Origin of the sequence: Bacillus sp. FSL W8-0629 (assembly GCF_038593225.1) — a bacterium.
GTDB lineage: Bacteria > Bacillota > Bacilli > Bacillales > Bacillaceae > Bacillus > Bacillus altitudinis.
Genome location: NZ_CP151975.1, coordinates 3689080 through 3713543, shown reverse-complemented (window position 1 = coordinate 3713543; position 24464 = coordinate 3689080). Strand labels below are relative to the sequence as shown.

General features: G+C 40.0%; 25 protein-coding genes. 17 read left to right on the top strand and 8 right to left on the bottom strand.

Annotation, left to right across the window (positions count from 1 at the left end):
* The first annotated feature begins 64 nt into the window (after positions 1-64).
* The 3 genes from NSQ17_RS19200 to NSQ17_RS19190 are packed head-to-tail and all read left to right on the top strand — an operon-like array spanning position 65 to position 4221.
* A complete protein-coding gene (locus NSQ17_RS19200) occupies positions 65-2179 on the top strand; it encodes an MMPL family transporter (protein WP_342467711.1) in 2115 nt (704 codons plus the stop codon).
* Positions 2180-2851, top strand: a complete 672-nt coding sequence (locus NSQ17_RS19195) for a response regulator transcription factor (protein WP_212362119.1) — start codon at positions 2180-2182, stop codon at positions 2849-2851. It abuts the gene before it with no gap.
* The gene (locus tag NSQ17_RS19190; protein ID WP_342467710.1) at positions 2848-4221 is read left to right on the top strand and encodes an ATP-binding protein; all 1374 of its coding nucleotides are present in this window, start codon (positions 2848-2850) and stop codon (positions 4219-4221) included. The genes NSQ17_RS19195 and NSQ17_RS19190 overlap by 4 nt, the downstream gene beginning before the upstream one ends.
* A gap of 54 nt (positions 4222-4275) precedes the next feature.
* Here NSQ17_RS19190 and NSQ17_RS19185 read toward each other — a convergent pair whose 3' ends face one another.
* Both NSQ17_RS19185 and NSQ17_RS19180 read right to left on the bottom strand, forming a co-directional pair.
* Positions 4276-4518, bottom strand: coding sequence for a hypothetical protein (locus tag NSQ17_RS19185; protein WP_342462135.1), 243 nt, complete (start codon positions 4516-4518; stop codon positions 4276-4278).
* A gap of 14 nt (positions 4519-4532) precedes the next feature.
* Complete coding sequence (locus NSQ17_RS19180; protein WP_144680285.1) at positions 4533-4781, bottom strand: hypothetical protein; 249 nt, start codon at positions 4779-4781, stop codon at positions 4533-4535.
* A 100-nt stretch (positions 4782-4881) separates the two neighbouring features.
* Between NSQ17_RS19180 and NSQ17_RS19175 the strand changes: the two genes are divergently transcribed.
* From NSQ17_RS19175 to NSQ17_RS19155, 5 genes are all read left to right on the top strand, one after another.
* Positions 4882-5472 (top strand): Crp/Fnr family transcriptional regulator, encoded by a 591-nt coding sequence (locus NSQ17_RS19175; RefSeq protein ID WP_268361797.1) that lies wholly within the window; start codon positions 4882-4884, stop codon positions 5470-5472.
* A 71-nt stretch (positions 5473-5543) separates the two neighbouring features.
* On the top strand, positions 5544-5885 hold the full coding sequence (locus NSQ17_RS19170) for a darcynin family protein (protein WP_039165381.1): 342 nt from the start codon (positions 5544-5546) through the stop codon (positions 5883-5885).
* A 105-nt stretch (positions 5886-5990) separates the two neighbouring features.
* Entirely contained in the window at positions 5991-6500 is a 510-nt protein-coding gene (locus NSQ17_RS19165; protein WP_256688876.1) for an LURP-one-related family protein, read from the top strand.
* 17 nt (positions 6501-6517) lie between these two features.
* Positions 6518-7024 (top strand): hypothetical protein, encoded by a 507-nt coding sequence (locus NSQ17_RS19160; RefSeq protein ID WP_142153380.1) that lies wholly within the window; start codon positions 6518-6520, stop codon positions 7022-7024.
* A gap of 13 nt (positions 7025-7037) precedes the next feature.
* Positions 7038-7898 (top strand): LysR family transcriptional regulator, encoded by an 861-nt coding sequence (locus tag NSQ17_RS19155; RefSeq protein WP_342467709.1) that lies wholly within the window; start codon positions 7038-7040, stop codon positions 7896-7898.
* A 39-nt stretch (positions 7899-7937) separates the two neighbouring features.
* On the opposite strand, the gene NSQ17_RS19150 is transcribed toward NSQ17_RS19155, so the two are convergent.
* Positions 7938-8834, bottom strand: coding sequence for a PhzF family phenazine biosynthesis protein (locus tag NSQ17_RS19150; protein ID WP_342467708.1), 897 nt, complete (start codon positions 8832-8834; stop codon positions 7938-7940).
* A gap of 320 nt (positions 8835-9154) precedes the next feature.
* On the opposite strand from NSQ17_RS19150, the gene NSQ17_RS19145 reads away from it, so the two are divergent.
* The gene (locus NSQ17_RS19145; RefSeq protein WP_342467707.1) at positions 9155-9718 is read left to right on the top strand and encodes an Imm64 family immunity protein; all 564 of its coding nucleotides are present in this window, start codon (positions 9155-9157) and stop codon (positions 9716-9718) included.
* 38 nt (positions 9719-9756) lie between these two features.
* On the opposite strand, the gene NSQ17_RS19140 is transcribed toward NSQ17_RS19145, so the two are convergent.
* Complete coding sequence (locus NSQ17_RS19140) at positions 9757-10467, bottom strand: GntR family transcriptional regulator (RefSeq protein WP_342467706.1); 711 nt, start codon at positions 10465-10467, stop codon at positions 9757-9759.
* Between the two features lie 154 nt (positions 10468-10621).
* Between NSQ17_RS19140 and NSQ17_RS19135 the strand changes: the two genes are divergently transcribed.
* Both NSQ17_RS19135 and bglA read left to right on the top strand, forming a co-directional pair.
* Entirely contained in the window at positions 10622-12520 is a 1899-nt protein-coding gene (locus tag NSQ17_RS19135) for a beta-glucoside-specific PTS transporter subunit IIABC (RefSeq protein ID WP_304717558.1), read from the top strand.
* A 9-nt stretch (positions 12521-12529) separates the two neighbouring features.
* Positions 12530-13969 carry a 6-phospho-beta-glucosidase BglA gene (bglA, locus tag NSQ17_RS19130; protein ID WP_342468116.1) on the top strand — a complete coding sequence of 480 codons (1440 nt, stop codon included), beginning with the start codon at positions 12530-12532 and terminating at the stop codon, positions 13967-13969.
* 51 nt (positions 13970-14020) lie between these two features.
* Here the strand turns inward: bglA and NSQ17_RS19125 are convergent, their stop codons facing one another.
* Entirely contained in the window at positions 14021-14182 is a 162-nt protein-coding gene (locus NSQ17_RS19125) for a hypothetical protein (RefSeq protein WP_025208294.1), read from the bottom strand.
* A gap of 160 nt (positions 14183-14342) precedes the next feature.
* Between NSQ17_RS19125 and NSQ17_RS19120 the strand changes: the two genes are divergently transcribed.
* From NSQ17_RS19120 to NSQ17_RS19095, 6 genes are all read left to right on the top strand, one after another.
* Complete coding sequence (locus NSQ17_RS19120; RefSeq protein WP_342467705.1) at positions 14343-15578, top strand: TerD family protein; 1236 nt, start codon at positions 14343-14345, stop codon at positions 15576-15578.
* A gap of 201 nt (positions 15579-15779) precedes the next feature.
* Positions 15780-17438 carry a T7SS effector LXG polymorphic toxin gene (locus NSQ17_RS19115; RefSeq protein ID WP_342468115.1) on the top strand — a complete coding sequence of 553 codons (1659 nt, stop codon included), beginning with the start codon at positions 15780-15782 and terminating at the stop codon, positions 17436-17438.
* 30 nt (positions 17439-17468) lie between these two features.
* Positions 17469-17831 carry a hypothetical protein gene (locus NSQ17_RS19110; protein WP_035390066.1) on the top strand — a complete coding sequence of 121 codons (363 nt, stop codon included), beginning with the start codon at positions 17469-17471 and terminating at the stop codon, positions 17829-17831.
* Positions 17832-17988: 157 nt separating this feature from the next.
* Positions 17989-18408, top strand: coding sequence for a hypothetical protein (locus NSQ17_RS19105; protein ID WP_327872213.1), 420 nt, complete (start codon positions 17989-17991; stop codon positions 18406-18408).
* A gap of 316 nt (positions 18409-18724) precedes the next feature.
* The gene (locus NSQ17_RS19100) at positions 18725-18919 is read left to right on the top strand and encodes a hypothetical protein (protein WP_236552355.1); all 195 of its coding nucleotides are present in this window, start codon (positions 18725-18727) and stop codon (positions 18917-18919) included.
* Positions 18920-19462: 543 nt separating this feature from the next.
* A complete protein-coding gene (locus NSQ17_RS19095; protein ID WP_024720468.1) occupies positions 19463-20656 on the top strand; it encodes an MFS transporter in 1194 nt (397 codons plus the stop codon).
* A 45-nt stretch (positions 20657-20701) separates the two neighbouring features.
* Here the strand turns inward: NSQ17_RS19095 and NSQ17_RS19090 are convergent, their stop codons facing one another.
* The 3 genes from NSQ17_RS19090 to NSQ17_RS19080 all read right to left on the bottom strand — a co-directional run bounded on the left by NSQ17_RS19090 (position 20702) and on the right by NSQ17_RS19080 (position 24266).
* On the bottom strand, positions 20702-21604 hold the full coding sequence (locus NSQ17_RS19090; protein ID WP_008344408.1) for a shikimate 5-dehydrogenase: 903 nt from the start codon (positions 21602-21604) through the stop codon (positions 20702-20704).
* An 18-nt stretch (positions 21605-21622) separates the two neighbouring features.
* Entirely contained in the window at positions 21623-22804 is a 1182-nt protein-coding gene (locus NSQ17_RS19085) for an MFS transporter (protein ID WP_024720467.1), read from the bottom strand.
* A gap of 445 nt (positions 22805-23249) precedes the next feature.
* Complete coding sequence (locus NSQ17_RS19080) at positions 23250-24266, bottom strand: LacI family DNA-binding transcriptional regulator (protein WP_039164885.1); 1017 nt, start codon at positions 24264-24266, stop codon at positions 23250-23252.
* Positions 24267-24464: the final 198 nt, after the last annotated feature.

Sequence of the window (24464 nt, the reverse complement as noted above, 5' to 3'; positions counted from 1 at the left end):
GTTTATATCAAGTTTATATACGAGCGATATACTCGAACCGGTAAGAAAAGGAGGAGAACCATCAATGAAAGGATTCAGATCATTTATTGATAAAATGTCTACAAAAAAAGGAGCTTGGCTGACTGTTATCATTTGGCTTGTTTTCATGATCGGGTTGAGTGCTGGGCCTAAATTGGGAGATCATAAAGTGAGCAATTTTCAATCTTTACCTAGTGATGCTCAGTCCATCGTGACACAAAAGAAGTTAGATCAGTATTTCCCAAATGATAAAGGGACTCCGGGATTATATGTGTTCCATAACCCTAATGGAAAGCTGGCTATTCAAGATGTAAAAACGATCATTCAAGGAATCAAAGAGGCAAAGATTGAGGGAATTGAAGAAATTGTCGATGTGTCCGCATTGCCTCCTCAAGCGTTATCCGCTTTTTTATCAGAAGATGAAACGACCATGATTGTGCCAATGAATTTGAAAGCGGGATTAGGCAATGCTGATTATGCAAAGATTAATGATGAGACAACGGATGTCGGTACAAACATAGCGAAAGGGCTAGATGCTGATTTTTATATTACGGGTCCAGCAGGTATAGCGGGGGATACGGTGAAGCTGTTTGAATCTGCCGACTTGAAACTGCTATTAGCTACTGTTGCAATCATTTTGGTTTTATTGATCGTCATTTACCGTTCTCCGTTATTAGCGATCATTCCCTTGTTCGCAACGGTCATTGTCTATCAAGTGGTGAATCAAGTTGTGGCTTTACTTGGCGTGGGTGGACTTGAAATCAATAACTCGACCACCTCGATTATGAGCATTTTGTTATTTGCTGCTGTGATTGATTATTCATTGTTTGTTTTCTCGCGTTATCGTGAGGAGTTACAACATCATGAAAATCAATTTGAAGCGATGAAAGTGGCGATGCGTTCAACAGCCAAACCGGTCTTATTTGCAGGCGGTACAGTATTTGCGGCGATGATCATATTATTTGTGGCGGATTTCCGTGATTATCAAAACTTTGCGCCAATCTTTGGTGCTGCGATGGTGGTCATTATGTTGGCTTCTGTCACACTGATTCCAGCCTTGTTTGCATTATTTGGCCGCAAAGCATTTTGGCCGAAAGTACCGACATATGGTGAAGCAAAAGAAGCAAAACATGGCATATGGGGACCTCTTGCCAAATTCGTGGTTCGAAAACCAGGATTAATTGGTGGTGCGGTCTTGCTGTTTTTACTTGTGACAGGTGCGAATATTTTCAATTTACATTATGAATTTAACTCGGTGAAAAATTTCCCGAAGGATTTACCTTCTCGTGTTGCATTTGAAATCGTTGAGGAAAAATTTAATAAAGGTGATCTAGCCCAGACAACAGTACTTGTGACTGGTCAAAAGCTAACTCAGGAACATTTACAAGAAATCTCCGCCCAATTCTCAGAAAATGAAGAGATAGGATCGGCTCGTCCTTCGGGGGTAACCAAAGATGGAGAGCACGGCAAAATGACGATATCATTAAAAGTGAATCCATACAGTATAGAGGCCATTGAATTTTTAGGAGATTTCCGTACAAATCAAGCCACCTATCGATTATCAGATGGTCAAAAGGTTCAGTTATCTTTTGCTGGCACAACAGCTAAATTAGTGGATGAGCAACAAGTGAATCAATCCGATATTAAAAAGATCGTATTACTGGAAACATTACTCATTCTGATCTTATTACTCGTTTTGACACGCTCCATGAAAATGTCGATTTATATGATGGCGACGATTTTAATCTCATTTGTATCTGCATTAGGCTTAGGTATTTTCTTAGTCGATGTGTTATTTGGATATGATGCGATTTCAACTCGTGCCCCTGTGTATGCCTTTATCTTTCTCGTGGCATTAGGAATTGATTATAACATCATCCTTGTGAGCCGTTTCTTAGAAGAACGCCAAACGTTACACGTCAAAGCTGCATTAGAAGTAGCGATACGAAACACAGGCGGGGTCATTTCGTCAGCGGGGATCATTCTTGCTGCAACGTTTGCCGCATTAATGACCATGCCGATTACGGATTTATTTATCTTTGGATTTATTGTCGCTATTGGGATTATCATCGATACATTCTTCGTGCGAGGAATGTTGCTGCCGTCACTCATATTATTCTTTGAAAAAGACAAAGCTAAGGAAATAAAGGAGGAAGGATAATTGCATGTATTGGTTGTGGATGATGATGAAGCCATTTTGCAATTAGTGTCCATCCATTTAGAGCAGGCGGGGTACCAAGTGACAAAAGCAAGCAATGCTGAGGCAGCGCTTGCTTTTTTGCAACATCAGTCATTTGATCTCATGATTATTGATGTGATGATGCCTGGGATGGATGGCTTTCAGCTGGCGAACATTGTGACGAAACAATATGAACTGCCGGTCATTATGCTGACAGCGAAAGGGCAGATTGAAGATAAGCAGCAAGGATTTGAACAAGGGATTGATGATTATATCGTCAAACCATTTGAAACGAAAGAACTGCTATTCCGTGTAAATGCGATTTTACGACGATATCGTAAATCTATAGAAGCTATAACGACTGCGGGAAATGTTCAAATTGATACGAACCGTTGGGAATTAACGATTGCCAATCAGCAATATATCTGGCCCATGCGGGAATTAGAAATTCTGTATTATCTGCTGCAGCGGGCAAACCGCAATGTAAGCCGCTGGGATTTAATTGATGACATTTGGGGGGATACGTTAGATCAACCCGAATTCACATTAAACACGCATATTAACCGCATACGAGAACGTTTAAAAAGGGCGGAAGCGACGATTGAAATTGTCACAATACGTGGTTTCGGCTATCAACTTGAGGTAAAAGAATGAAACTACAACAACGTTTTATGCTATATACGTGTTTGATTGTTTTGATTAGTATCTTCATTGGATTTATTTGTTCTAACTTGATTTACAATCATGTTGTCAAAGAGCAAATGAATGATCGATATTTAGCCATTGCCGAGCAGTTATCTAAACAAATCAAAGAACATGAAATTACCTTGCGGGCCTCTTCTGATTTTTTGCAAACCATGAGCGATCTAGGGTACCAAATCGCTTTGGTTAAAGAAGATGGGGAGATGAAGATGTTTGGCGAACCATTTAAAACGAAAAAATGGAATGACCAAATGCACGCCTTATTTGAAGGCGGTAAAGCGTACAACGGGATCAAATCCTTTAAAAATTCATACTTAATCATGAGTCATTTCGCAAATGATATACAAAATACAGTGGGGACGAAAATAGAAATTGACGGGGAAGAATGGGGCTTATTTTTACGCCCGAATAATATCAGTTTCTTTACAGAGTTCCATTTGATTATTTTTGGATTTATCTTCGCCGTTTTTGTGAGCAGTATCATTGGCATTTTATTCATGTCTCGAAAGGTCACCCAATCTCTTTCAGAATTGACGAGTGCGACGCAAGAGATGGCAAACCATAATTTTCAGTATCCATTAATGATCAATCGAAAAGATGAAATTGGTCAGCTTGCTGATCGTTTTCGGATGATGCAGCAGAAATTAGAGAATACCGATCAAGCAAGGAAGAAATTTGTGAATAACGTCTCGCACGATTTTCAGTCACCACTATTAAATATACGAGGGTATTCTGAATTACTAAATGAGGAGATTTCATCAAGCGAAGGGAAAAAATACAACCACATTATTCAAACAGAAGCAAAGCGATTATCTAACTTAACGAAACAACTTCTCATTTTAACCTCTATTGATCAAGGGACATATCCAACGAATAAACAAATCGTCAGAGTAGATGAGCAGCTTCATCAAGTGGTCCATTCGATGCTATGGCGGATAGAAGAGAAAGGTCTAGAAATTAAGTTGGATCTACAGCCTGTTTCGGTATATGCGGATCGGACTTTGTTGATCAATGTTTGGGAGAATTTAATTGGCAATGCTATTAAGTACAACAAAGAGTTTGGGGAAATCAGTATTCATTGTAATGAAAATGAATCGGAAGCGGTCGTGACGATTAGAGATACGGGGATTGGCATAGAACCGCACACATTAGAAAAAATATTTGAACGCTTTTACCGGGTAGATCAGGCACGAAATAAAGAGGGAATGGGTCTTGGATTATCCATTGTGCAAGAAGTCCTGTCGTACCACAATGCTTCTATTGAAGTAGAAAGCAATGAAAAAGAAGGAACGACCTTTACGACGGTTTTTCCAAAGAAATAGTATTTGAGAAAAGTCTCGTTTGCGTGTGTCAAATGAGACTTTTCTTTTTAATGTTTATGGTAAACCTACAAAGTCTTCTGCATCACGAACTGTCATAGACATCTGTTTTGCATTTACAATAATGACGCAATCCCATGTCGGCTTTATTTGCAGTTCGTCACTCTCATCAATACGGATCATTCCTTTAAATTCAACCGTTTGTTCTAGAAAAACCATTTTCTTTTCTGTATCATCTTTGACTGCTGTTAAATGGTCAGGATAGTGAATCGTCCAATCATAAAAAGCGATTTTCTTCATAGTTCCTCCTATTTTCATTCGTACACATCTCCGAATACTTCTTTTGTTTGCCGGATTGTCAGTGATTTATTGGTTGGATCAATTGAAATGACACAATCCCAAGTAGGTTTGATTTGTAGCTCGTTGTTGTCATCCATCCAGATGATGCTATTTAGTTCAACAGATGGCTCTAAAATGACCATTTTCTTTTCATAATGATCGGTAATCGCTGTTAAGTCCGCTTGTAAATGGATGGTCCAGTCAAAAAAAGTGATTTTTTTCATTGTTTCTCCTCTCATCATCGCTTATATTTCCATTATAACTTGAGTGTTTCCTGATACAATTTTTTATCAAGTCTTCCATTACTAGAGAGGTAACTTACAGATGGACAAAATAACTAACCCATACGACACGTTCAAAACCAAAATATCGAAATATCTTATTGAACATAAGCATTGGCAAGCCTTTAAAGATGGAACAACGATTAAACAATTAAAAGCGGGTACATGCATAATCAAGGCTGGCGATCCAGTGAAGCATGCCTATTTCTGCATAACAGGTCTCTTCCGTCTCTTCTATTTGTTACCGGATGGCAGGGAGTACAACGTGGCTTTTACGTTGGAAGATGATTTTGCTACTTCTTATGCAAGTATGATCAATGGGCAGCCTTCTCCTTATTCGATTGAAGCGATGGAGGATTCTATCGTGATTGAAATTCCGTATGATCTACTTCAAATATTGATGGACAGAAGTCATATGTGGGAGCGGTTTGTTCGGGTGAGTGTAGAAAGGCTGTATACGAGAAAGGAAGAGCGTGAGAGGGAACTGCTATATTTGCCAGCCATTGAGCGATATCAGGCGTTTTTATTGAAATATCCCGGGTTACATCAGCGTATCGCTCAATATCATATTGCCTCATATATCGGTATTTCTCCGGTTTCGCTGAGCAGGCTGCTGCATCCTGCTGAACATTAACCTATGTTAATGCACATTCTCTAGATCTGGCGTACAATCATCACATCATAGAAGAAACGAGGGGCATGATGATGAAATATATGATGGTTGTTTTATTAGAGTTCTATCCATCTTGGCTTGCTTTACCACGAGAGGAGCGCAGAACCCATGCGGCTTCGCTGCAAGAGTTGATGCAGAAATATGAGGAACATGTGACGGTGCGCTTTTTTGATGCTGAGGCTCTTCCAGGTAAGGATTACACAGATTTTGTGATGTGTGAAACAGATGATCTGAAGTTCTATCATTTTATGTGGGAAGAGATTAGAGATTCTATTCCTTATACAAGTGGTTATGTCAAAATGAAAGAGGTCATCATGGGAATGGAAGATGCTTTTCAAACATATGAAAAAGAATCTCTGAAAATGGATCAGTAATCGAAAACCACCTGCTACCAGGTGGTTTTTTGCACATTCTATTATTTGGTATAATCAGGGGTAAGGGAAGAACGGATAAATTTTTGAATTGAATCGGAGGTACTTATGAAGCAGCTGTATATGAAGCAAAAGGTATTTAGTCTGAGCGGCAGGTTTACGGTAAAGGACCAACAGGAGAATGATGTATATGTGGTCGAAGGCAGCTTTATGAAGGTGCCAAAGACGTTTACCATTTTGAATACAGAACGAGAAGTCATCGCTGTAATTACGAAGAAAATGTTTAGCTTTTTACCGAAGTTTTTAGTAGAAGTCGGTGGGCAAGAGGTATTGACGATCAAAAAAGAGTTTACGTTCTTCAAAGCAAAATATTCAATTGATGCTGCTGGTATCGAAGTACAAGGAAACTGGTGGGATATGAATTTCCAAGTGCTGCAAAGCGGCGAAGTGATCGGTCAGGTAAAGAAGGAATGGTTTACTTGGGGGGATAGCTACAAGGTGGATATTTTGAAAGAAGAGATGGAGCCTGTGATGATTGCATTGGTTGTTGCGATTGATTGTGTGAAAGCGGATGAAGCGGCGTCTAGGTCTTCGTCGACGACGACAATGAATAATTAATTGGAGGTTTTAAAAAGTTGGACAACCTCACCCGCATTTTAAGATTAAGAGATGCAGAGATATGGGCGTATGAATTTCTCGATAATAAAGACATCATCGTCTATTTCTCGATTACAGATTTAAATAGAAAAGCAACGATTCATGATAACCCTCTGGCCACTCAAGAAGAACTGGATGAAAGAGATAATTACATATCAATGGATGTGCACAGCCATCTAGATCTCAAGAAAACGCTAGAAGAAGATATATTTGATGACTTTATCACCAATATCTCAGCTTTAGTAGAGCATATGCATGATTTTCACAATGCGCATGTTTTTATTCATATGCATGTTCATGACAAAATCGAATTAACAGATTTTCAGTTAGAAAAAGATGAAGAGATGCATGGCGATGAAAAAGAACAACTCTATACATTTAAACGTTTATGGATTCAGCAGGCATGTTTTCAATTGGTCGAACAACAATTAAATCGAAAAATCACAGACATGTCTAACAGTAGGTTTTGCCAAGATCTAAAGTGAGGTGAGCAAACGAATGACATTCCCATACAAAGTATTTCAAACAGTCGTCGAATGCGGCAGTTTTACAAAAGCCGGTGAGAAGCTTGGGTTGACGCAGTCGGGTGTGAGTCATAATATGGCGAAGCTTGAGTCAGAACTTGGGATTGTGCTGCTTCATCGGAATCGAAACGGGCTGTCGCTGACAGATGCAGGTGAGCGATTGATGCCCCATATTCGCCAAATCATTCATCATGCGTCATTGCTTGAGCAGGAGGCGGCGTTGATTCAAGGGATGGAAGTGGGGAGTATTAAAATCGGCACGTTTTCTAGTTTTTCTTCAAAAATGCTTCCGCAGCTCATTCATCGTTTTACGAAAAGTTATCCCAATATCCAATTGGAATTATACGAAGGCGGCTATGAAGAAATTGAAGAGTGGATCGCATCTGGCACAGTTGATCTTGGGTTTTTAACACAGCCATCTAGAGATTTGGAAACTGTTCCACTGTTTCAAGATGAATTGGTTGTGCTCATGCAAGAGAGTCATCGTTTCCATACAAAGAAGGTGATGGAAGTGGCTTCGTTCCAAGATGAACCATTTATTATGCCAAAAGCGGGCTGTGATCAACTCATTAAGAAAATATTAAAAGAAAGAGGCGTAAAACCCCATGTTTTATTTGAGATTGGGGACAACAATACGCTCATCTCTATGGTTCAGGAAGGCCTTGGGCTCACGATCATTCCGAAGTTGATTTTGCCGCCTCAGGTGCTTCATGCGAACGTAATTCCACTTGAGACCCGTGTTTATCGCGAAATCAATATGGCGTTTAAATCTTTTAACGCAGCCTCTCCCTCTACTAAAAGATGGATTGAAGCGGTCAAAGATCATTTTAAATAGATTCAGCTTGAACGAGAGTCTCTATTCAAGCTGATCAATTTATAGCGTGATCACCCCACAAATGGTAATAACCGCTGCACCTGCTACTTTAATGACCGGCTTTGCTTCATTCGGAATGACCGTGATACGAAGCAATCCTGGTCTGCCGATTGCATCACCTTGGGCAATGCGCAGATGAGTGGTTTCTTGCTGAGGAATGATCCCTTCCAAATACAGATATCCGGCCAATGCCCCGTTTGCTGCTCCCGTTACAGGATCTTCGGGTATGCCAATGCCAGGTGCAAAATCCCTTGTATAAAGATCAAAGTCCTTTGTGGATTGAAACGTATAAAGATGAGTCGTTGTGATATCCTGCTCTTTATTCATTTTTCCTAAAGCTGCTAAGTTTGGTGCTGCTTGATCAATGTCATTCTGGTGTTTCAGCGGAACCAGGAGATGCCAGTTTCCGGTGTTTGCTAATTTTATAGGATAGGATGGATCAATCCTGTCACTGCTTATACCGAGCATGTCACTAAGCTCTTCTACATCGATGATAAAATCTCGCGTCTTTGGCGTGACCTGTGTCATCTCCACATCCACAAGTTTTCCATTCTCTTCGTGCCATATAACGGGAACATGGCCGATCTTTATTTCTAACACCACTCCTGATTTTTCTTTAGCCATCCCTAGCTCTGTCGCTAAAAGCCAAGTCAACCCAACCGTCGCATGCCCGCAGAAATTGACCTCTTCCGTTGGAGTGAAATATTTCACTCGATAATCGGCTTTCTCATCATGTGCCGGCAGCAAGAAAACGGATTCGGGTAAGTTCAACTCCTTGGCGATATTCTGCATCTCATCCTCCGTTAACCATTCCCCATCCAACACCACCCCAGCGGCATTACCTCCAAATTTCTCAGTTGTAAACGCATCGACATGATACACCCTAATATCTTTCATCTGACGAATCCTCCTAACCATGTTGTTATGTTCATCATAAGTGTGTAGGATGCATTCGTAAAATGAATCTTTTTGATGTGATTTATTGGAATTGTTCATGTAATATCAAACAACTAGGCGCTAAGGGCGGGAAAGTCTACGTACCATTACAGGAAAAAGATTGTCAGAGAGTGGTAAGACGGTAAAGACATTTAAGGGAAAAAATAATGATGGATCAAAAGGGAGGTACGAAGGAACCTGCTTTTTTGTAGTATGCTTGAACAAAACAAAAAGAAGGCGAGGGATTCAGCATAGCTTTAGGAGGATATATCAATATTGGATTGGTATTCTATGATGACATTCATTTAATAACCACTTTTCACAAACTGACTGACTATTTAACAAAAAAAGGAATGTCAATAACGAAAGTAAAGTTTAGTCAAGACGCTAATGGCGAAGCATGGATCGAACATGATGTAAAAGAGAATAAAATCAAAAACTATTACTTGGAAGGTTTTTATACAGAATTTGAATTGGCGGGAACATGTCTAAAACATACGACTATCAACATACAAAAAGAAGCTGGTTTTGTGGGATTCGTTCTATATTTAAAGTGGACAGAGGTTGTTTCACATGATGTCGTTCGTATTCAACAGGAGATCGTACAGTGTCTTGTAGAACTTTATCATACTCTTCCGTTTGAGTATGCATTCATTGGTCATGAAATGGAAATCGAGCTTCATCCAGATGATGTTGAAAAGAGTCTGCAGGAACATCATGCTTTTCCAGTTGTTCTTATAGGTAAAGGGGATTATTTAGTCATTTTTTATGGTGATACTCTCATTGACGGGCTAACTACTCAAGAGAGAGGGAAGATATACTTAAAGGTTAAAAGAGAACAGTAGAAAAGCCTCCTGAATGTATCAGGGGCTTTTTCCTTTCATCACCCATAATAATTATTCGCCTGAATAAAAAATTGGGATTGCATGTAGTTATATGTGATTTTCGAGAAGTCGAAGGGCTGTCCGTTTGTGAGATGGAAAACGGTCTCGACGCGGAGGGCAGGATCGTCTTGTTTAAGTCCGAGGTGCTTCGCTTCAGTTTCGTTTAGTTTGCCAACTTGCAGGTACATGTCAGAAAAGCCCACTTTAAGACCAAGGCCTTCACTAATGAATTTAAATACAGAATCGGCTGCAATTTCTGTGTTGAGGTAAGGAATAATGGTTTTCCGGTAATAGGACTCTTCTAAACATAAAGTTTGTCCATTGATGTAACGAATGCGTTTAAGGTAGAAAACATCCTCATCTAGTTCAATATTTAAATTTAGCGCAGCTTCTTCTGGCGGTTTGACGATATCTAACGTGAGAACTTCTGATGTCAGTTGAAATTCCTCTAAATCTTTTTTAAACCCTTGGTTGGATAATAGGCTAATATAGCCTTTGCGTCTATGCCTTCTCACAAAGATGCCGCTGCCCCTCACCTGATAGACAATCCCTTTTCTTTCGAGTAAATCTAATGATTTGATAATTGTACTTTTGCTCACAGCAAATTGATTCATGAGCGTCTCAAGCACAGGGAGTTTGTCTCCTTGCTGCAGCTCATGTGTGACAATATATTTTTCAATATCGCTCGCAATTTGTTGATACTTTAACATAGCCATTCCTCTTTGTTTTCACGATTTATTGTCTTTGTATTATAGCACATCCCGATTTCTCTTTGATATGCAAACTCAAATTATATATGTATTGATAAATTGTACCGGTATAATTATAATGTACGTATACTAGTAGTGATAAAGGGGGGGTTATATGTCAAAAGTGAGGGATTATCAAAAGCTTGCAGAAGACATTTTAGAAGCAGTTGGCGGAGAAGAAAATGTGGTGAGTGCCGCAAGATGCGCCACGAGGCTGCGTTTGGTGCTGAAGCGTTCTAATCCAAAGGCAAAAGAAGCAGTCAACGCCATGCCTGGCGTCATTACAGTGGTGGAAAACGGTGGTCAGTTTCAGGTTGTGATCGGTCAGCATGTAGGTGAGGTATATGAGCATTTTTCCAACCTTGTTCAGCTCCAAACGTCGGATGATGATCAGCCGAATGAAAACAAAGGAACGATACTGAATCGGGTCATTGCGACCATGTCCGCTGTGTTTGCGCCATTTGTGTATATTTTAGCCGCAGCTGGTATTTTGCAAGGTGCACTTATCTTAATAAATTTGATATTTCCAAGCTTCTCGAAAACAGGCACTTATGAAGTGTTTAGCTTTATTTCTTGGGCACCGTTTACGTTCTTGCCCATTTTTATTGCGATAACTGCAGCCAAGCATTTCAAAACGAATATGTATATTGCGGTTGCTTGTACAGCAGCGCTTGTCAGTCCTTCTTGGACAGAGATTGCTGGACGTGTAGCATCAGGGGAAGGTGTGACCTTTTTAGGGATTGCGTTATCTGAAACGGTTTATACATCATCCGTCTTGCCACCGCTTTTCTTAGTATGGATTCTTTCCTATGTAGAAAAATTCTTAAACAAACGAATTCATGAAGTCGTCAAACCGCTATTTGTCCCATTTCTATGTATGGTCGTCATGGTTCCGTTAACCATACTATTAATCGGTCCTCTTTCGACAGCAGGTGCAAATGGGATTGCAAACGGATACAATGTCTTAGCTGAAAATGTACCAGCTCTGGCAGGGGCCATTATCGGCGGTTTCTGGCAAGTACTCGTGATTTTCGGTGTTCACTGGGGCATCACGCCAATGGTACTTGCGAACTTTGAACAATATGGACGTGACTCCTTTCAGGCATATCAAACCATCGCTGTTATCGCTCAAGTCGGTGCGGTGCTGGGAGTTATTTTAAAAGCAAGAAATCGGGAAACACGGAAAGTTGGGGTTTCAGCTGGAATCACAGGACTCTTCGGTATTACGGAGCCTGCGATTTACGGTGTCACCTTACGTTTTAAAAAGCCGTTTATTTTCGGGTGTATTTCTGGAGCGGTCGGTGCCGTTGTGGCCAGCTTCTTTACGCCTTATTACTTTGCATATGCAGGACTGCCTGGCCCGCTGACCATTGTGAACGGAATCAGTGCAGATTATCCAACGTCTATCATTGGTATTTTGATTGGTGTGGCCATTGCGCTGATTTTACCAGTTGTGCTTATTCAAATGTTAGGATATGGAGAAGATACGGTAGAACAGTCAGCTGGTGAAACACCTGTTAAAGATCAAGACAGAGAAACGCCAAATACTTCTATGAACAATGAAGAAATGATCACGGCTCCACTTACAGGAAAGGTGCTTTCGTTATCTGAAGTGCCAGATGCCGTATTTAGCTCTGGGGCGATGGGGAAAGGTTTTGCCATTCATCCGACCGATAACAAACTGTTTGCACCGTTTGATGGCAGTGTCGTCATGCTTGCACCAACAAAACATGCGATTGGTCTGCGATCTGAATTTGGTGTAGAGTTACTTGTTCATGTAGGAATTGATACGGTCTCTCTAGATGGATCGGCATTTACACTCAATATCAAAGAAGGCGACAAGGTGAAAAAGGGTGACTTGTTGATGACATTTGATCAGGAAGCAATTGAAAGCAAAGGATTACAAACAATCACACCTGTTATCCTTACCAATACCCAAGCATACGAAGATGTGATTGTAGAGAAACGTTCGACATGTCAGCCAACTGACGTCATGATGACAATTGTGAAATAGGAGGAATAGATAATGACTTTACCAAAAGATTTCTTATGGGGCGGGGCATTAGCCGCTCATCAATTCGAAGGTGGATGGAATGCAGCTGGCAAAGGGCCGAGTGTTGTAGATGTGATGACAGCAGGTGCTCATGGTGTACCAAGACAGATCACGGAAACGATAGAAGAAGGAACTTTTTATCCAAACCATGAAGCCATTGATTTCTACCATCGTTACAAAGAAGATATCGCCATGTTTGCTGAAATGGGATTAAAATGCTTGCGAACATCGATCGGCTGGAGCCGAATTTTCCCTAAAGGGGATGAAGAAGAGCCGAATGAAGCAGGCTTACAGTTTTATGATGATGTGTTTGATGAACTGATTAAACATGGAATCGAGCCTGTCATTACGTTGTCTCACTTTGAAATGCCCCTTCATTTGGCAAGAGAATACGGCGGATTCCGAAGCAGAAAAGTCGCTGAATATTTCGCGAAATTTGCGGAAGTATGCTTCAATCGTTACAAAGACAAGGTCACGTACTGGATGACATTTAATGAAATCAATAACAAAATGGACGTCAACAACCCGTTGTTCCTTTGGACAAATTCAGGGGTATCTGTCAAAGAAGGCGAAAATGCCAAAGAAGTCATGTATCAAGCGGGCCATCATGAATTGCTTGCAAGTGCATGGGCAGTGGCAAAAGGAAAAGAGATCAATCCGTTCTTTCAAATTGGAGCGATGGTGTCCCACGTGCCAATTTATCCATATTCCTCAAACCCAGAGGATGTCATGCTGGCAGAAGAATATATGAGACAGCGCTATTTCTTCCCAGATGTCCAAGTGCGTGGCTACTATCCAAGCTACGCGTTAAAAGAATTTGAGCGCGAAGGCTATCACATTCCATTTGAAGAAGGCGATGAAGAAAGTTTAAGAAAAGGAAAAGTAGATTACCTTGGCTTTAGCTACTACATGTCAACAACGGTCAAAAGCGATGCAGTATCTGATCACAACGGGGACATTGTCAATGGAGCACTGCCACATGGTGTAGAAAATCCGTATATCAAATCAAGCGACTGGGGCTGGTCCATTGATCCGACAGGCTTAAGATATACATTGAATCGTTTTTACGATCGCTATCAAATCCCGCTATTCATTGTGGAAAATGGCTTTGGTGCCATTGATCAAGTGGAAGAAGACGGCTCTATTCATGACCCAGAGCGAATTCAATATCTCGCTTCTCATATTCAAGCACTGAAAAAAGCGGTTGAATATGACGGTGTGGACCTCATCGGCTACACACCTTGGGGCATCATTGATATCGTGTCATTCACAACCGGTGAAATGAAAAAACGCTACGGCATGATTTATGTTGACCGCGATAACGAAGGTAATGGTTCAATGAAGCGTCTTAAAAAAGATTCGTTTACTTGGTATCAAAACGTCATCGCAACGAATGGTGAAGAAGTGTAATAAAGAAATGACTGGCCCGGATGAGCGTGGGATTCGCTTGTTCGGGTTTTTTTATTTCCTATGCTTCAATGTAGCCTGAATACAAAGAAAAAAGAGAGTGATCACAATAAAATAATTCATTGGATTGTGAAAGATATTGATGCTAAATGCTAATTGAAGAAGAATCCAAAAACCGAATATCACTGTAACAGCTGGGATGATTTTTTTATACACATTGATTCTCCTTTCGAGAGTAGTTTGTTTTTAGGTGGCATTGTCTCATATCATTGCAGAGATGAAAAGAGAGAAAGATATTAATAGGTTCCATTGCACAATTTGGTATAATTGGTCTATAAAAACGATAAATGGTAGATAAAGAATAGGAGTTGTTGAAATGAATCAAACTCTGCAAATGGGTGCCAATACCGTACTAAACTCTCCAAAGGGGCAATTATCCATCAGTTATGAAGTGTCATCTGCAATTGATATTTCTTTAACGGCGTTTCTCTTAACAGATTCAAATCTAGTTCAAGGAGATAATGGCATTATTTTTTACAATCAGCCGGAGAGTACTACGGGTGTCGCGACACTTTTACCAGCAGAGATATCAGATCAGTTGAAAAGACATCAATTGAATTTTGATATGAGCAAAGTGCCTGTCGGAATCACAAAGATGGCTATTACACTAACAGAGGATCGAGGAATCGGCTTTTCTCATGTGAAGAATCTGCAAGCAGAAATTCGAACAGGTGATGAGGTCCTATACCTAACACCAGTAAGCTTTACAAATGAAAAGGGCATTGTCGTAGTAGAGCTATACATAAGAAATAGTGAAACGAAAGCACGATCCATCTGGCGTGGCTTTGATTCTGGATTGGAAGGGCTATGCCAGCTTTATGGGGTAGAGGTTGAACCTGATGAACAGGATGTTTCTACACCTCCTCAAATGGTTTCTGAAAAACAAATTAATGAGCCTGCTCCAATGAAAACAGCCGCTAAACAGAAAGTCGCTGCACCTATTAGCTTAGAGAAAGTTCAAGGTAAAATTAGTTTAGACAAAGGTCATAAACCGATCATCATTGAAAAAACACCAGAGATTACGGCTACAGTATCTTGGGAGTCTGGAACCGATTATGATATTTACGCATTGGTCTATACGAAGTCAGGAAAACAAATAGATGTGGCCATGTTTGGCGCAAAAGGTGTTCCCGCTCTCAAAAGTTACGGTAACGGGGCTGTTGAGCATATGGGAGATGTCGGTAGAGATCGTGAATCAATGAAAACAGAAGTCATTAAACTAAGGTTAAATGATGATATCCTTGCGGTGGTACCCGTTGTTTACTCTGCTCAATCAAATGGAACAGGTTCTTTCTATAGATATAGAGTGACTATGAGTATCGATAATCATCAAGGAACGTCTGTCACGATTCACGCGAAACATGCAAATGACAATGATCGAATTTATTCTTGTGTTCCAGGTATTCTTCAAAACACAAATGATGGCGTGATCATCCGTCCACTAGAGCTTTACAGTAAACCAAACTCTGAGCGTAGACCGAAGTTAAAAATGAAATATTCAAATGAGATCGATGTTTTGATGGATAAAGGACCAATCAATGATTATAAGTAACGTGAACATGTGGCCAGACAGAGTATAATGAACTGTCTGGCCTTTTCTATATCTCTACAATGGATAAACTCGTTTATCCATTGTAGAGGGTAAATTGAATAGAGAGTCCATTCCATTTTTTATGTCATTTAGCCTATTTTTCCGTTTTGGAGGTCACGGTAAAATAGACTTTATGATCAATAATGGAGGGAGTGGCTTAATCTGGGCAAGATACTTGATGCAAAAGCACTAACCAGTGCCATGGATACAAGGGCAAAACACTATCAGGAACTCCGCGAACAAATGATAGATTTAAAAAAGGCACTTCAAGGTGTTGCCAACCTCGGTGACGACTTCACTGGAAAAGGTGCCGATAACATTAAAAGCTTCTACAAAGAACTCGCCGGAAATGTGGACATGTTTATCAGCTTCATCGATAAGCAAAAGGCCTTTCATGAAGGTGTTTCTGGGACGCTTGATGATACAAATTTTGGCGGCGACACCTTTGTAGAAGAACACTTTTTAGACAACGCTGTACATATGGGAATCAAGAATGCCAAAAGCATCGTGAAGGATCAAAAAAAGGCACTCAAAACGATTTTTCAAGATATTGATGACCTCATTTCTCTGGAGGTATTTGATAGTAAAACCTTTGACGAAAAGATTGCAGATGCGGAAGATGAACGGAAGAAAACGGGTAAAGATTTAATAGAACTTGATCAAAATCTAAAAGATGAATATGCTTTGTCAGAGACTGAGGAGAAGGCTACAATGGCATTGTACGCAGAAATGATGAATGCCACAAATGACGGAAAATCCATTTCGCCTATGAATTTTGACAAGAAAGCGTATCAAAATAGCGAAATCTACAAGGCAAAAAGCGATATTGAGAAGCAAACTTCTGAATATCTAAAAATCAAAAAAGATCAAGAAGAAGCCCGCAAGATCGCAAAGGAACAAGAAGCGCTCGCCAACCGTCCTTGGTATGAAAAAGCCCTTGATTATGGGGGGAACATTGTCAATGAGCTAACCGGTGTGAATGATGCAAAACGTGCAGCTACGGGCGTTGATCCAATCACAGGCGAAGAACTCACCGCAGGCCAGCGAGTCGCCGCAGGCGGCATGGCAGCAGCAGGATATATCCCAATCGTAGGATGGGCAGGACGCATTTTCAAAGGCGGTAAAGCCGTTTATAAAACGACTCAAGCCACCTCAGCCGCAGTAAGAGCGGTCGACATTTACAAGACATCACAGAAGTCTTTTGACGCCCTGAAAACATCTCAAAAAGGCTTATATGGCCTCACCGCAACAAACGGCTTCAGTGAAGCGATTACGGGTCGAGATATGTTTGGAAATAAAATCTCGAAAGAACAGCAGGAAGCGAGTATGAATGCGGCGCTGGGGATGCTTTTGCCGTTTGGGGCGAAAGGATTTCATGGGAAGATGGGTGTAAAGAGTTCAGGTATACCTAATATTTCAAAAAGGCATGATGAAATTGCTCATAAAAGTTATTATGGTAGAAAAGATTTTAGAATAAAGATAAATAGCGCAGTATATTCTCATCATGATAATAAGCATTTAAAGGCTAGAACTGCTGAAGAAGCGAAACGTTTTAGTGAAACCGGAAGACGAAATGCTCAATACCTACCTGAAATAAATAATAAAGTGATAGAAAAAGAAGCTCTTCAAAGAGGACATATCATTGATAATGGCAATAATAATTTTTACTTTATTTATGATACTGGTAAAGTTGTTGGTTATGATAATGGAAAATCTACTAGTTGGATTAGAGGAGAACTAACGAGTGGTAATGTGTATCACGGTCATCCAATAGCTGGTGATAGATTAAATAAGTATTTAAACAAATTAGGAATAAAATAACTATAAAATTAACAAAGAGGTTGGATAAAGATGAGAAAGCATGTGAAACTTGATATTCCGGAAGTAAACATCCATCCCTTGAGGATAACTGAAGGTTGGAATGTCCGTTATAATCATTTTTGGGAAATTGACCCTAGAAAGTTAGAAACAGAAGATGAAAGATGGTTTATGTTCACTGAAAGTTTGTTACAGCTTTATCATGAGAAATCATCAATAACATTGGACTTAGGTTGGTATCCCGATTTATCTTCAGATGGCAACTATCTTGTTCTAATAGTTAAAAATACAGATTGGGACAATCCTATTCAGGAGTTTAGCTCTGATGACTATAGCAAAGTGATAGATTTTATAGAATTTCATTTAAAAGAAATTACATCTAACTGGTGGAAATAAAACTGTATGTATTTCTACGAGGTTAATAAAGCTAGTACTCCTCTGTTTTGCCGTTTCTAAGAGCAGTACATGCTTGATGGTGGTGGTCTTATAATGAATAAAAACCAAACAATGCTTAAAAAGAAAAATATGTGGAACCATAATTGGAGCATTAAAAATGTATATAGAACTGGATAAACTTTTATCCGCTGATACAACGGTAGATTCTTGGTACGATGAAGGGTATATACTAGTAAGTGAGATACTCTCGTATTTTAGCCTAAACGATTGGGAAAAACTATCAAAAAAGGTACTCCATAAACCAATAGAGTGGCAGCGAAAAATTGCGTACTGTCTCGATAATGAGTGCAATGAATATGAGTTTCATATTTTATTGGATTTGCTGAATACTAATGATGTTGAATTATTTGAGATTTGTATTGATACATTAAGAAGTTATCCTATTGAAGAGGGTACAAAAATAGTACTGAAACATCCTCAGGTTACAGAACGTATAAATCAAATGTTGACTACTACTGCGAACCTACCAGCAAAGACAGTTCTTCAAGACTTCATTTCAAAAATACATTCAAATTAGTCTGTTATTGCTGAAATTTAATGATGAAATAAGATCTTGATTGGTTTTATACTGATCAAGATTATTTAATTTACACTGATGAAAAATGTCACATTGTAAATAGAGTAAGTAGGAAGGTATTTATTCGGATTTTAAACAACATAAGATTCATTATTACGTACATTTAATTATACAGAGTCCCCATTTATATTGATTTCCTAGATTTATATCCAGAAATTTTGATCTGGAAATCAGTTCATTCCACCGTGTAGCCTGGTGGAATTTTCAAGGGGGAGATGTCTAGAGAGCAATGTTTACGCCTTGTGGAGGTGCTCCTATGAATAATAAAGGAAAAACTAAAATCGAAACCTTAAAAAAAAGCAGAAGAAAGCACTTAATAAACGAATTAAGCTATATGAAAATTCCAGAACCCCCTTTTTTAGAGATCAAAGAAAATCATTTGTTTTGTCAGAAGGTATTAACTTTCCTGCAATCAAGAGAACATAAAAGTCAAATACATGGAGACAACTAACTAGAGCATATAGAAAAGCCTACACAACTGTTAACGGAAATGGCCTTAAGGGTGATAGCGACTCCTAAACAAGGGAGATTGCTGTTTTTCTGAGATCATGAAATTGAATCGCTCTTGATGAATGTAAATGAAGTGTTTCATCATTTAACGAAACTTCTTGAGCACATCAAATTCTCAAGTGGATACGGTGATTTCATTTTAATAGCAGAGGATTTTCATTTTGGATGATGCATAGAGCGTAAAGAATATTTTTGTGAGTTTAGTCTTTGGGGAATGTGAGTTTAGAGGGATTTTTTTCTATCACCATTTCCCTCAAATTTAAGCAATTCACTATCATTACCTTTCACATTCATATAAAATAAGAGCTAGTGAAAATTTGAAGAGATGCTTGATAAATGAAGGGCATGTAAGCTGTGAGCTGCATGAAATGATGAGATGTTTCAAGTACGTGAAGGTTGCAAAGCTGTTTCTCCTCACGCATGAATCTTGTAAGCGTAACCATTATTTGTCACTTCATTGCAATGTGTTGAGGGGTGTGTCAGCATGAGGAATCCGTATTTGAGAACGGCTTCTAGTCTTTATATCAATTATTTTTTATTAGGTATGGTCAATATTATTTTGGCTTCTAATATGCCATTTTTGATCAAACAATTAGATACAAATAGTGCGGGGATAAGTTATATGATATCTGCACTCGGTATTGGCAGGGTGCTCACGTATGGTTTATCGGGCGTACTGTCAGATCGTTTTGGACGAAAGCCGGTCATTTTGGTTTCCGGGGTGCTGATGGCGGTGTTCCTCATTGGAATCCCGTTGTCTCCGAATTATCAAATCGCGTTTGCGTTTGCGATTTTGGCAGGGGTGGCGAATTCGGCGATGGATGCAGGGACGTATCCGGCTTTAATGGAAGCTTTTCCTCAAAACTCGGGATCTGCAAATGTGATGGTGAAGGCGTTTATTTCGATTGGGGCGACCATTCTGCCGCTCGCTATTTTCTTTTTAGCAGAGCATGATCTGTTTTATGGATTTGCGTTTTTTGTACCTGCTTTTATCTATTTAGTGAATGTGATGATGCTGTGGACATTGCCATTTCCGAATCATCGCAAGGTGGAGCAAGTTCAGGTGACGGAGCATGATGGACTTCCGCGCTTCTCATCAGAACCTACGTTTTGGAGAGAAGGGGTCGCACTGATTGTGATCAGTTTTACATCAAATGGTCTGTACGCCTTGCCGCAAATTTGGCTGCCTACGTACGGTGAGGAAATATTGGGAATGGCTTCTGGCAGTGCTGTGAAGCTGCTTAGTTACTATAGCATGGGTGGTTTGCTGTCTGTCTTATTGCTCGCATTTCTTTTGCGTCGCATTGTCCGTCCGGTCACCGTGCTGCTACTCTATCCGATTATTACATTAGCCTCAATCTGTGTGCTATTGGTCGTGAAGTCTCCAGTCATCGGGACCGTCAATGCATTTGTATTGGGCTTTTCAACAGCGGGTGTCTTTCAGCTGACGTTAACCGTAATGGCTGAGTTCTTCTGGAAAAACAAAGGGACGATGACAGGAATTATCTCAACAGCAGGCGGAGTGTCCGCCATTGTGATTCCAGTCGTCACTGGTTTGATCGAAACCCACTCGACCATTTTGCAAATCTTTATATTTGATGCGGGTGTGGCTGTTGTGGCGATCATCGGCGCGGTGTATATCCTTTATCGATATCGCCGTGTGATGATACACGAATAAAAAAAGACGACTTCCAAAGCGGAGGTCGTCTTTTTTATGTTTCGTTTAGAAACGGTCATTTTCAAATAGAATTTGTTTTACTTGTTCAACAGGCATATCCTCACCAGTAAAGAGTTTGTACGCAAGGGCACCTTGCCATAGCATCATGCCAAGACCGTTAATCGTTTTGGCACCAGCTTCTTGTGCTTGAGCAAGAAGTTTTGTTTTTTGCGGGTTGTAGACGACATCTGTCACGATTAAGTCTTTGCGTAATACATCAAGGGTATCGTCAATAATGCTGAGCTCATCTAATGGTTTCATGCCAAGGCTTGTCCCGTTTGCTAAGATCGCACTTTCAGCTACTTCACGACGGAAAGCGTCTTTGTCTTCAAGTGGGAAGATATTCGCTTTGACACCGAATGATTTCATTTCGTTGTTGATGTAATTTACATTTTCTTCTGCTTGAACAAAGTATTGATCATTACGAGCAAAAATACTAATTTCACGAATACCTGATTGTGCAAGCTGAATGGCGATCGGTGTTGCAGCGCCGCCAGATCCAACGAGTGTAACCTTTTGTCCAGCTAATTCAACGCCGTGTTCAATTAAGTTTCTTACATAACCAAGACCATCTGTGTTGTAACCAACCAGCTTGCCATCTTTGTTCACAACTGTGTTGCTTGCGCGAGTATATTTTGCAGAATCATCTAGTTCATCTAAGTAATCGAGTACTTTCATTTTGTTCGGCATGGATACGTTAAATCCAGCTGCACCCATTGCTTTCATCCCGTTTACTGCTGCTTCTAGTTCATCATTTCCTACCTCAAAAGCAAGGTAAGCATAGTTGATTCCTGTTAGTGTATAGCCAAGGTTGTGCATCCGTGGTGACAGGCTGTGTCCGATTGGTGTTGCAAGAAGACCGACTAATTTTGTTTTTCCATCAATATTACGTTCGTGTATGTTTGTCATGATTGACATCTCCTTTAATTATCTAAACAATTTTTTCATGCGTCGTAAAACAAAGACTGCTAACAATACGCTGATGACCGCAATGATCATATCGAAGAATAAAGTCATTTTAATATCGTACGTGCTAACGAGTCCGCTTGTAATCAGCGGAACAAGGATAAACGCTGAGCTTGCCGCAATGTTGACATATGATGAAGCCGTTGCTTTGTTTGTAGGGAATAATTTCATCATAATACTCATCGCCAACTGGAAAATGCCGGCTGTAAATAATCCTAAGAAAAAGGTACTAACAATGACAATGCCGTACGTTTCGATTTGAAATAGTGAAAGCATGGCAAGGAATGCCCCGATTGGGTAAATAATGGCGACCATAATCGGTGAAATGAATTTATCTAATACGATTGAAAGCAATAGAACAGATACGAGTGCACCAATACTAAAATAAGAAAGAAGCTGTGTCGCTTGTCCTGAGCCAAGCCCAATCAATTTCAACCCGAGCTGTGGAAGCCAAGTTTGCCATACGACAAATAATGCAGTAGACGTGAATCCCATAAGTACAACAGCTAAACCTTCACCAAACATTTTCGGTTCTTCCTTCATTTGCTCTTGAACGGGAAGATCGTTTTGAGAAGCCGTTTGCTTATGATTTGGGAACGGCATAAAGATCAAGTAAATGCCTACAAGTAAATAGAGAAGTCCTAGACCAAAGAATGCCCAGCCCCAGAAGATGTCATGTGCAATAAGGAATGCCAAGATAAATGGAAGAACAGTCGCACCAATTGATACAGACGCCTTTACTAAAACAGAAGCTGAACTTGCTTTTTTAGGAAATGATTCTGTCAAAGCAGGATATGTTCCTGAATCAAGTAATGAGTTCGCAATCCCTGCGGAAATGGCAAAAATGAAAGCCAATGTATAATTGGTCGTTATTGGAATCCCAATTAAGAATAATAAGTAGAGAAAGTTACCTGTAATAATGACAGGTTTTCGCCCCCAGCTGTCTGCCAGCCGGCCAGAGAAAAAGAGAGCAATTAATTTACCGATACCGATTGCTGATACAAGCAAGCTGATTTTTGGAATATCTACATGGTAGCGTTCAGATAAGCTTTCCATGTTTGATGCCACAATAATATTGATCATGCCTAGCATGAAATAGTTTAAGTACATGCCAAGTGATGATTTAATGTATGGATTTTTCATGTTCCCACTCCTATATTTGAAACCCTGTTCGGGCCAAATTCTTGTTACCCTTTGTTATTTCCTTAAACGTAAATAATATTAAGTCCATCACAACACCCCTTGTGTGATTGATGAAAAAAATAATGAATATTCATCTGTTCTTCAAATAAGTACATCGTTCTACTAAATAATTAAAAATAATAACAGTTATCATAAGTTGATGGACTTCCTCGATTTGATCAGAATCAAAAGATCCATCTTTAACTGTAGTTGATATCATAAATAACGATATGTTCACAAAAGGTATAACGATATACTAAAAGAAGCAACGAGATAAATATACTCCTGTGTATAAAATGTGTCAAGTTTATGACTTTGCGATTTAAAAAAAGAAAAATGTAATAAAGAAATAGTTGACTTGATCAATAAAAAAAGGAGAATCGCTTTGCAATTCTCCTTTTCATGATCATGTCGAGGTTTCTCGAATATGAAGTTGAGGCTTTAATATCAATCGCTGCAGTTCTTCATCCTGCTCGTTCATTTTATGATACAAAAGGTTGGCTGCTTTGACTCCAATGGATCGTGGAAATGATGAGACCGTGGTGAGCGGCGGGTGATACATCTCCGCTTCAGGGATGTTATCGAACCCAACTACATCAATGTCTTTACCAGGCTTGATGTCACGCGCTGCCAATTCTTGAATCACCCCAAACGCCACTAAATCACTGAAGCAAAAAATAGCAGTAGGTGGTTCGGGAAGGTCAATCACTTGGGCAAGGGCTTCTTTCCCGCCTTCACGGGTAGGCACCATATCAATAATAAGAGATTCATCCATCGTCAGGTCCTCATCATCATGGGCTCTTTTGAACCCTTTCATCCGTTCAATCCAAGTCGAGGAGGATTTGACTCCGCCTAAGAAAGCGATGCGGCGATGCCCTTTTTGAAGAAGATGACGGACCGCCATCCAAGTGCCTTGTTCATAATCAACGCCGACATAATCACAATGGACATCTGCTAATTCACGGTTTGCCAATACTTTTGGTGTGCGAATGTTGTTTAATTGTTTTACCGTTCGTGTCGAACTTTTCGATGCTGGATTTAAGATGATTCCACCCACTCGGTGCTCTACCATTGTGGAGATGAGCCGCTCCTGCTTATCCACACTATCAAAGGTTGTCCCAAGTAAAACGGTATAGCCAAGTGACTCAAGGGTGGTTTGCACACCGATTAAAAATTCAGAAATAAAGGTGTTTGAAATATCCGTGACGATCACACCTACAATATTTGAACTTTTCGACCGCATGTTGGCAGCGACGCGATCGTACACGTATCCCAAATCCTCCATGGATTGCAGCACTTTTTTCCGGGTGGCTTCAGAGATCCTAGGGTTGTTGCGAACAACGAGTGAGGCCGTTGAAGTCGATACACCGGCATGCCGAGCGACTTCTTGTAATGTCACACGCTGTTTGTTCATTTTTTTCATTTGTCTTCACCAACTTCATTGGATTGCCTAACTATGGTTCATCATCAAGATGGATGTCTCCACCAAACGAGCCGAACATTCTTTGTTTCATTATACCTTAATCAAGGGGTGTTGATGAAGTGATGTCATATCAGCTTCAGATAAGGAGGAAACAACATCTTAAAAGATTACCATTGACAGCTTTCTTTTAGAGGCGTA

Bases quoted from the DNA above. Each gene is read 5' to 3' on its own strand.
- NSQ17_RS19185 (WP_342462135.1), bottom strand. From the start codon at position 4,518: ATGAAGAAAATCGCTTTTTATGATTGGACGATTCACTATCCTGACCAT.
- NSQ17_RS19150 (WP_342467708.1), bottom strand. From the start codon at position 8,834: ATGAAAGATATTAGGGTGTATCATGTCGATGCGTTTACAACTGAGAAA.
- NSQ17_RS19155 (WP_342467709.1), top strand. From the start codon at position 7,038: ATGACATTCCCATACAAAGTATTTCAAACAGTCGTCGAATGCGGCAGT.
- NSQ17_RS19200 (WP_342467711.1), top strand. From the start codon at position 65: ATGAAAGGATTCAGATCATTTATTGATAAAATGTCTACAAAAAAAGGA.
- NSQ17_RS19165 (WP_256688876.1), top strand. From the start codon at position 5,991: ATGAAGCAGCTGTATATGAAGCAAAAGGTATTTAGTCTGAGCGGCAGG.
- NSQ17_RS19110 (WP_035390066.1), top strand. From the start codon at position 17,469: ATGAGAAAGCATGTGAAACTTGATATTCCGGAAGTAAACATCCATCCC.
- NSQ17_RS19085 (WP_024720467.1), bottom strand. From the start codon at position 22,804: ATGAAAAATCCATACATTAAATCATCACTTGGCATGTACTTAAACTAT.
- NSQ17_RS19180 (WP_144680285.1), bottom strand. From the start codon at position 4,781: ATGAAAAAAATCACTTTTTTTGACTGGACCATCCATTTACAAGCGGAC.
- NSQ17_RS19135 (WP_304717558.1), top strand. From the start codon at position 10,622: ATGTCAAAAGTGAGGGATTATCAAAAGCTTGCAGAAGACATTTTAGAA.
- NSQ17_RS19100 (WP_236552355.1), top strand. From the start codon at position 18,725: ATGAATAATAAAGGAAAAACTAAAATCGAAACCTTAAAAAAAAGCAGA.
- NSQ17_RS19175 (WP_268361797.1), top strand. From the start codon at position 4,882: ATGGACAAAATAACTAACCCATACGACACGTTCAAAACCAAAATATCG.
- NSQ17_RS19120 (WP_342467705.1), top strand. From the start codon at position 14,343: ATGAATCAAACTCTGCAAATGGGTGCCAATACCGTACTAAACTCTCCA.
- NSQ17_RS19095 (WP_024720468.1), top strand. From the start codon at position 19,463: ATGAGGAATCCGTATTTGAGAACGGCTTCTAGTCTTTATATCAATTAT.
- NSQ17_RS19170 (WP_039165381.1), top strand. From the start codon at position 5,544: ATGAAATATATGATGGTTGTTTTATTAGAGTTCTATCCATCTTGGCTT.
- NSQ17_RS19080 (WP_039164885.1), bottom strand. From the start codon at position 24,266: ATGAAAAAAATGAACAAACAGCGTGTGACATTACAAGAAGTCGCTCGG.
- NSQ17_RS19090 (WP_008344408.1), bottom strand. From the start codon at position 21,604: ATGACAAACATACACGAACGTAATATTGATGGAAAAACAAAATTAGTC.
- NSQ17_RS19105 (WP_327872213.1), top strand. From the start codon at position 17,989: ATGTATATAGAACTGGATAAACTTTTATCCGCTGATACAACGGTAGAT.
- NSQ17_RS19190 (WP_342467710.1), top strand. From the start codon at position 2,848: ATGAAACTACAACAACGTTTTATGCTATATACGTGTTTGATTGTTTTG.
- NSQ17_RS19140 (WP_342467706.1), bottom strand. From the start codon at position 10,467: ATGTTAAAGTATCAACAAATTGCGAGCGATATTGAAAAATATATTGTC.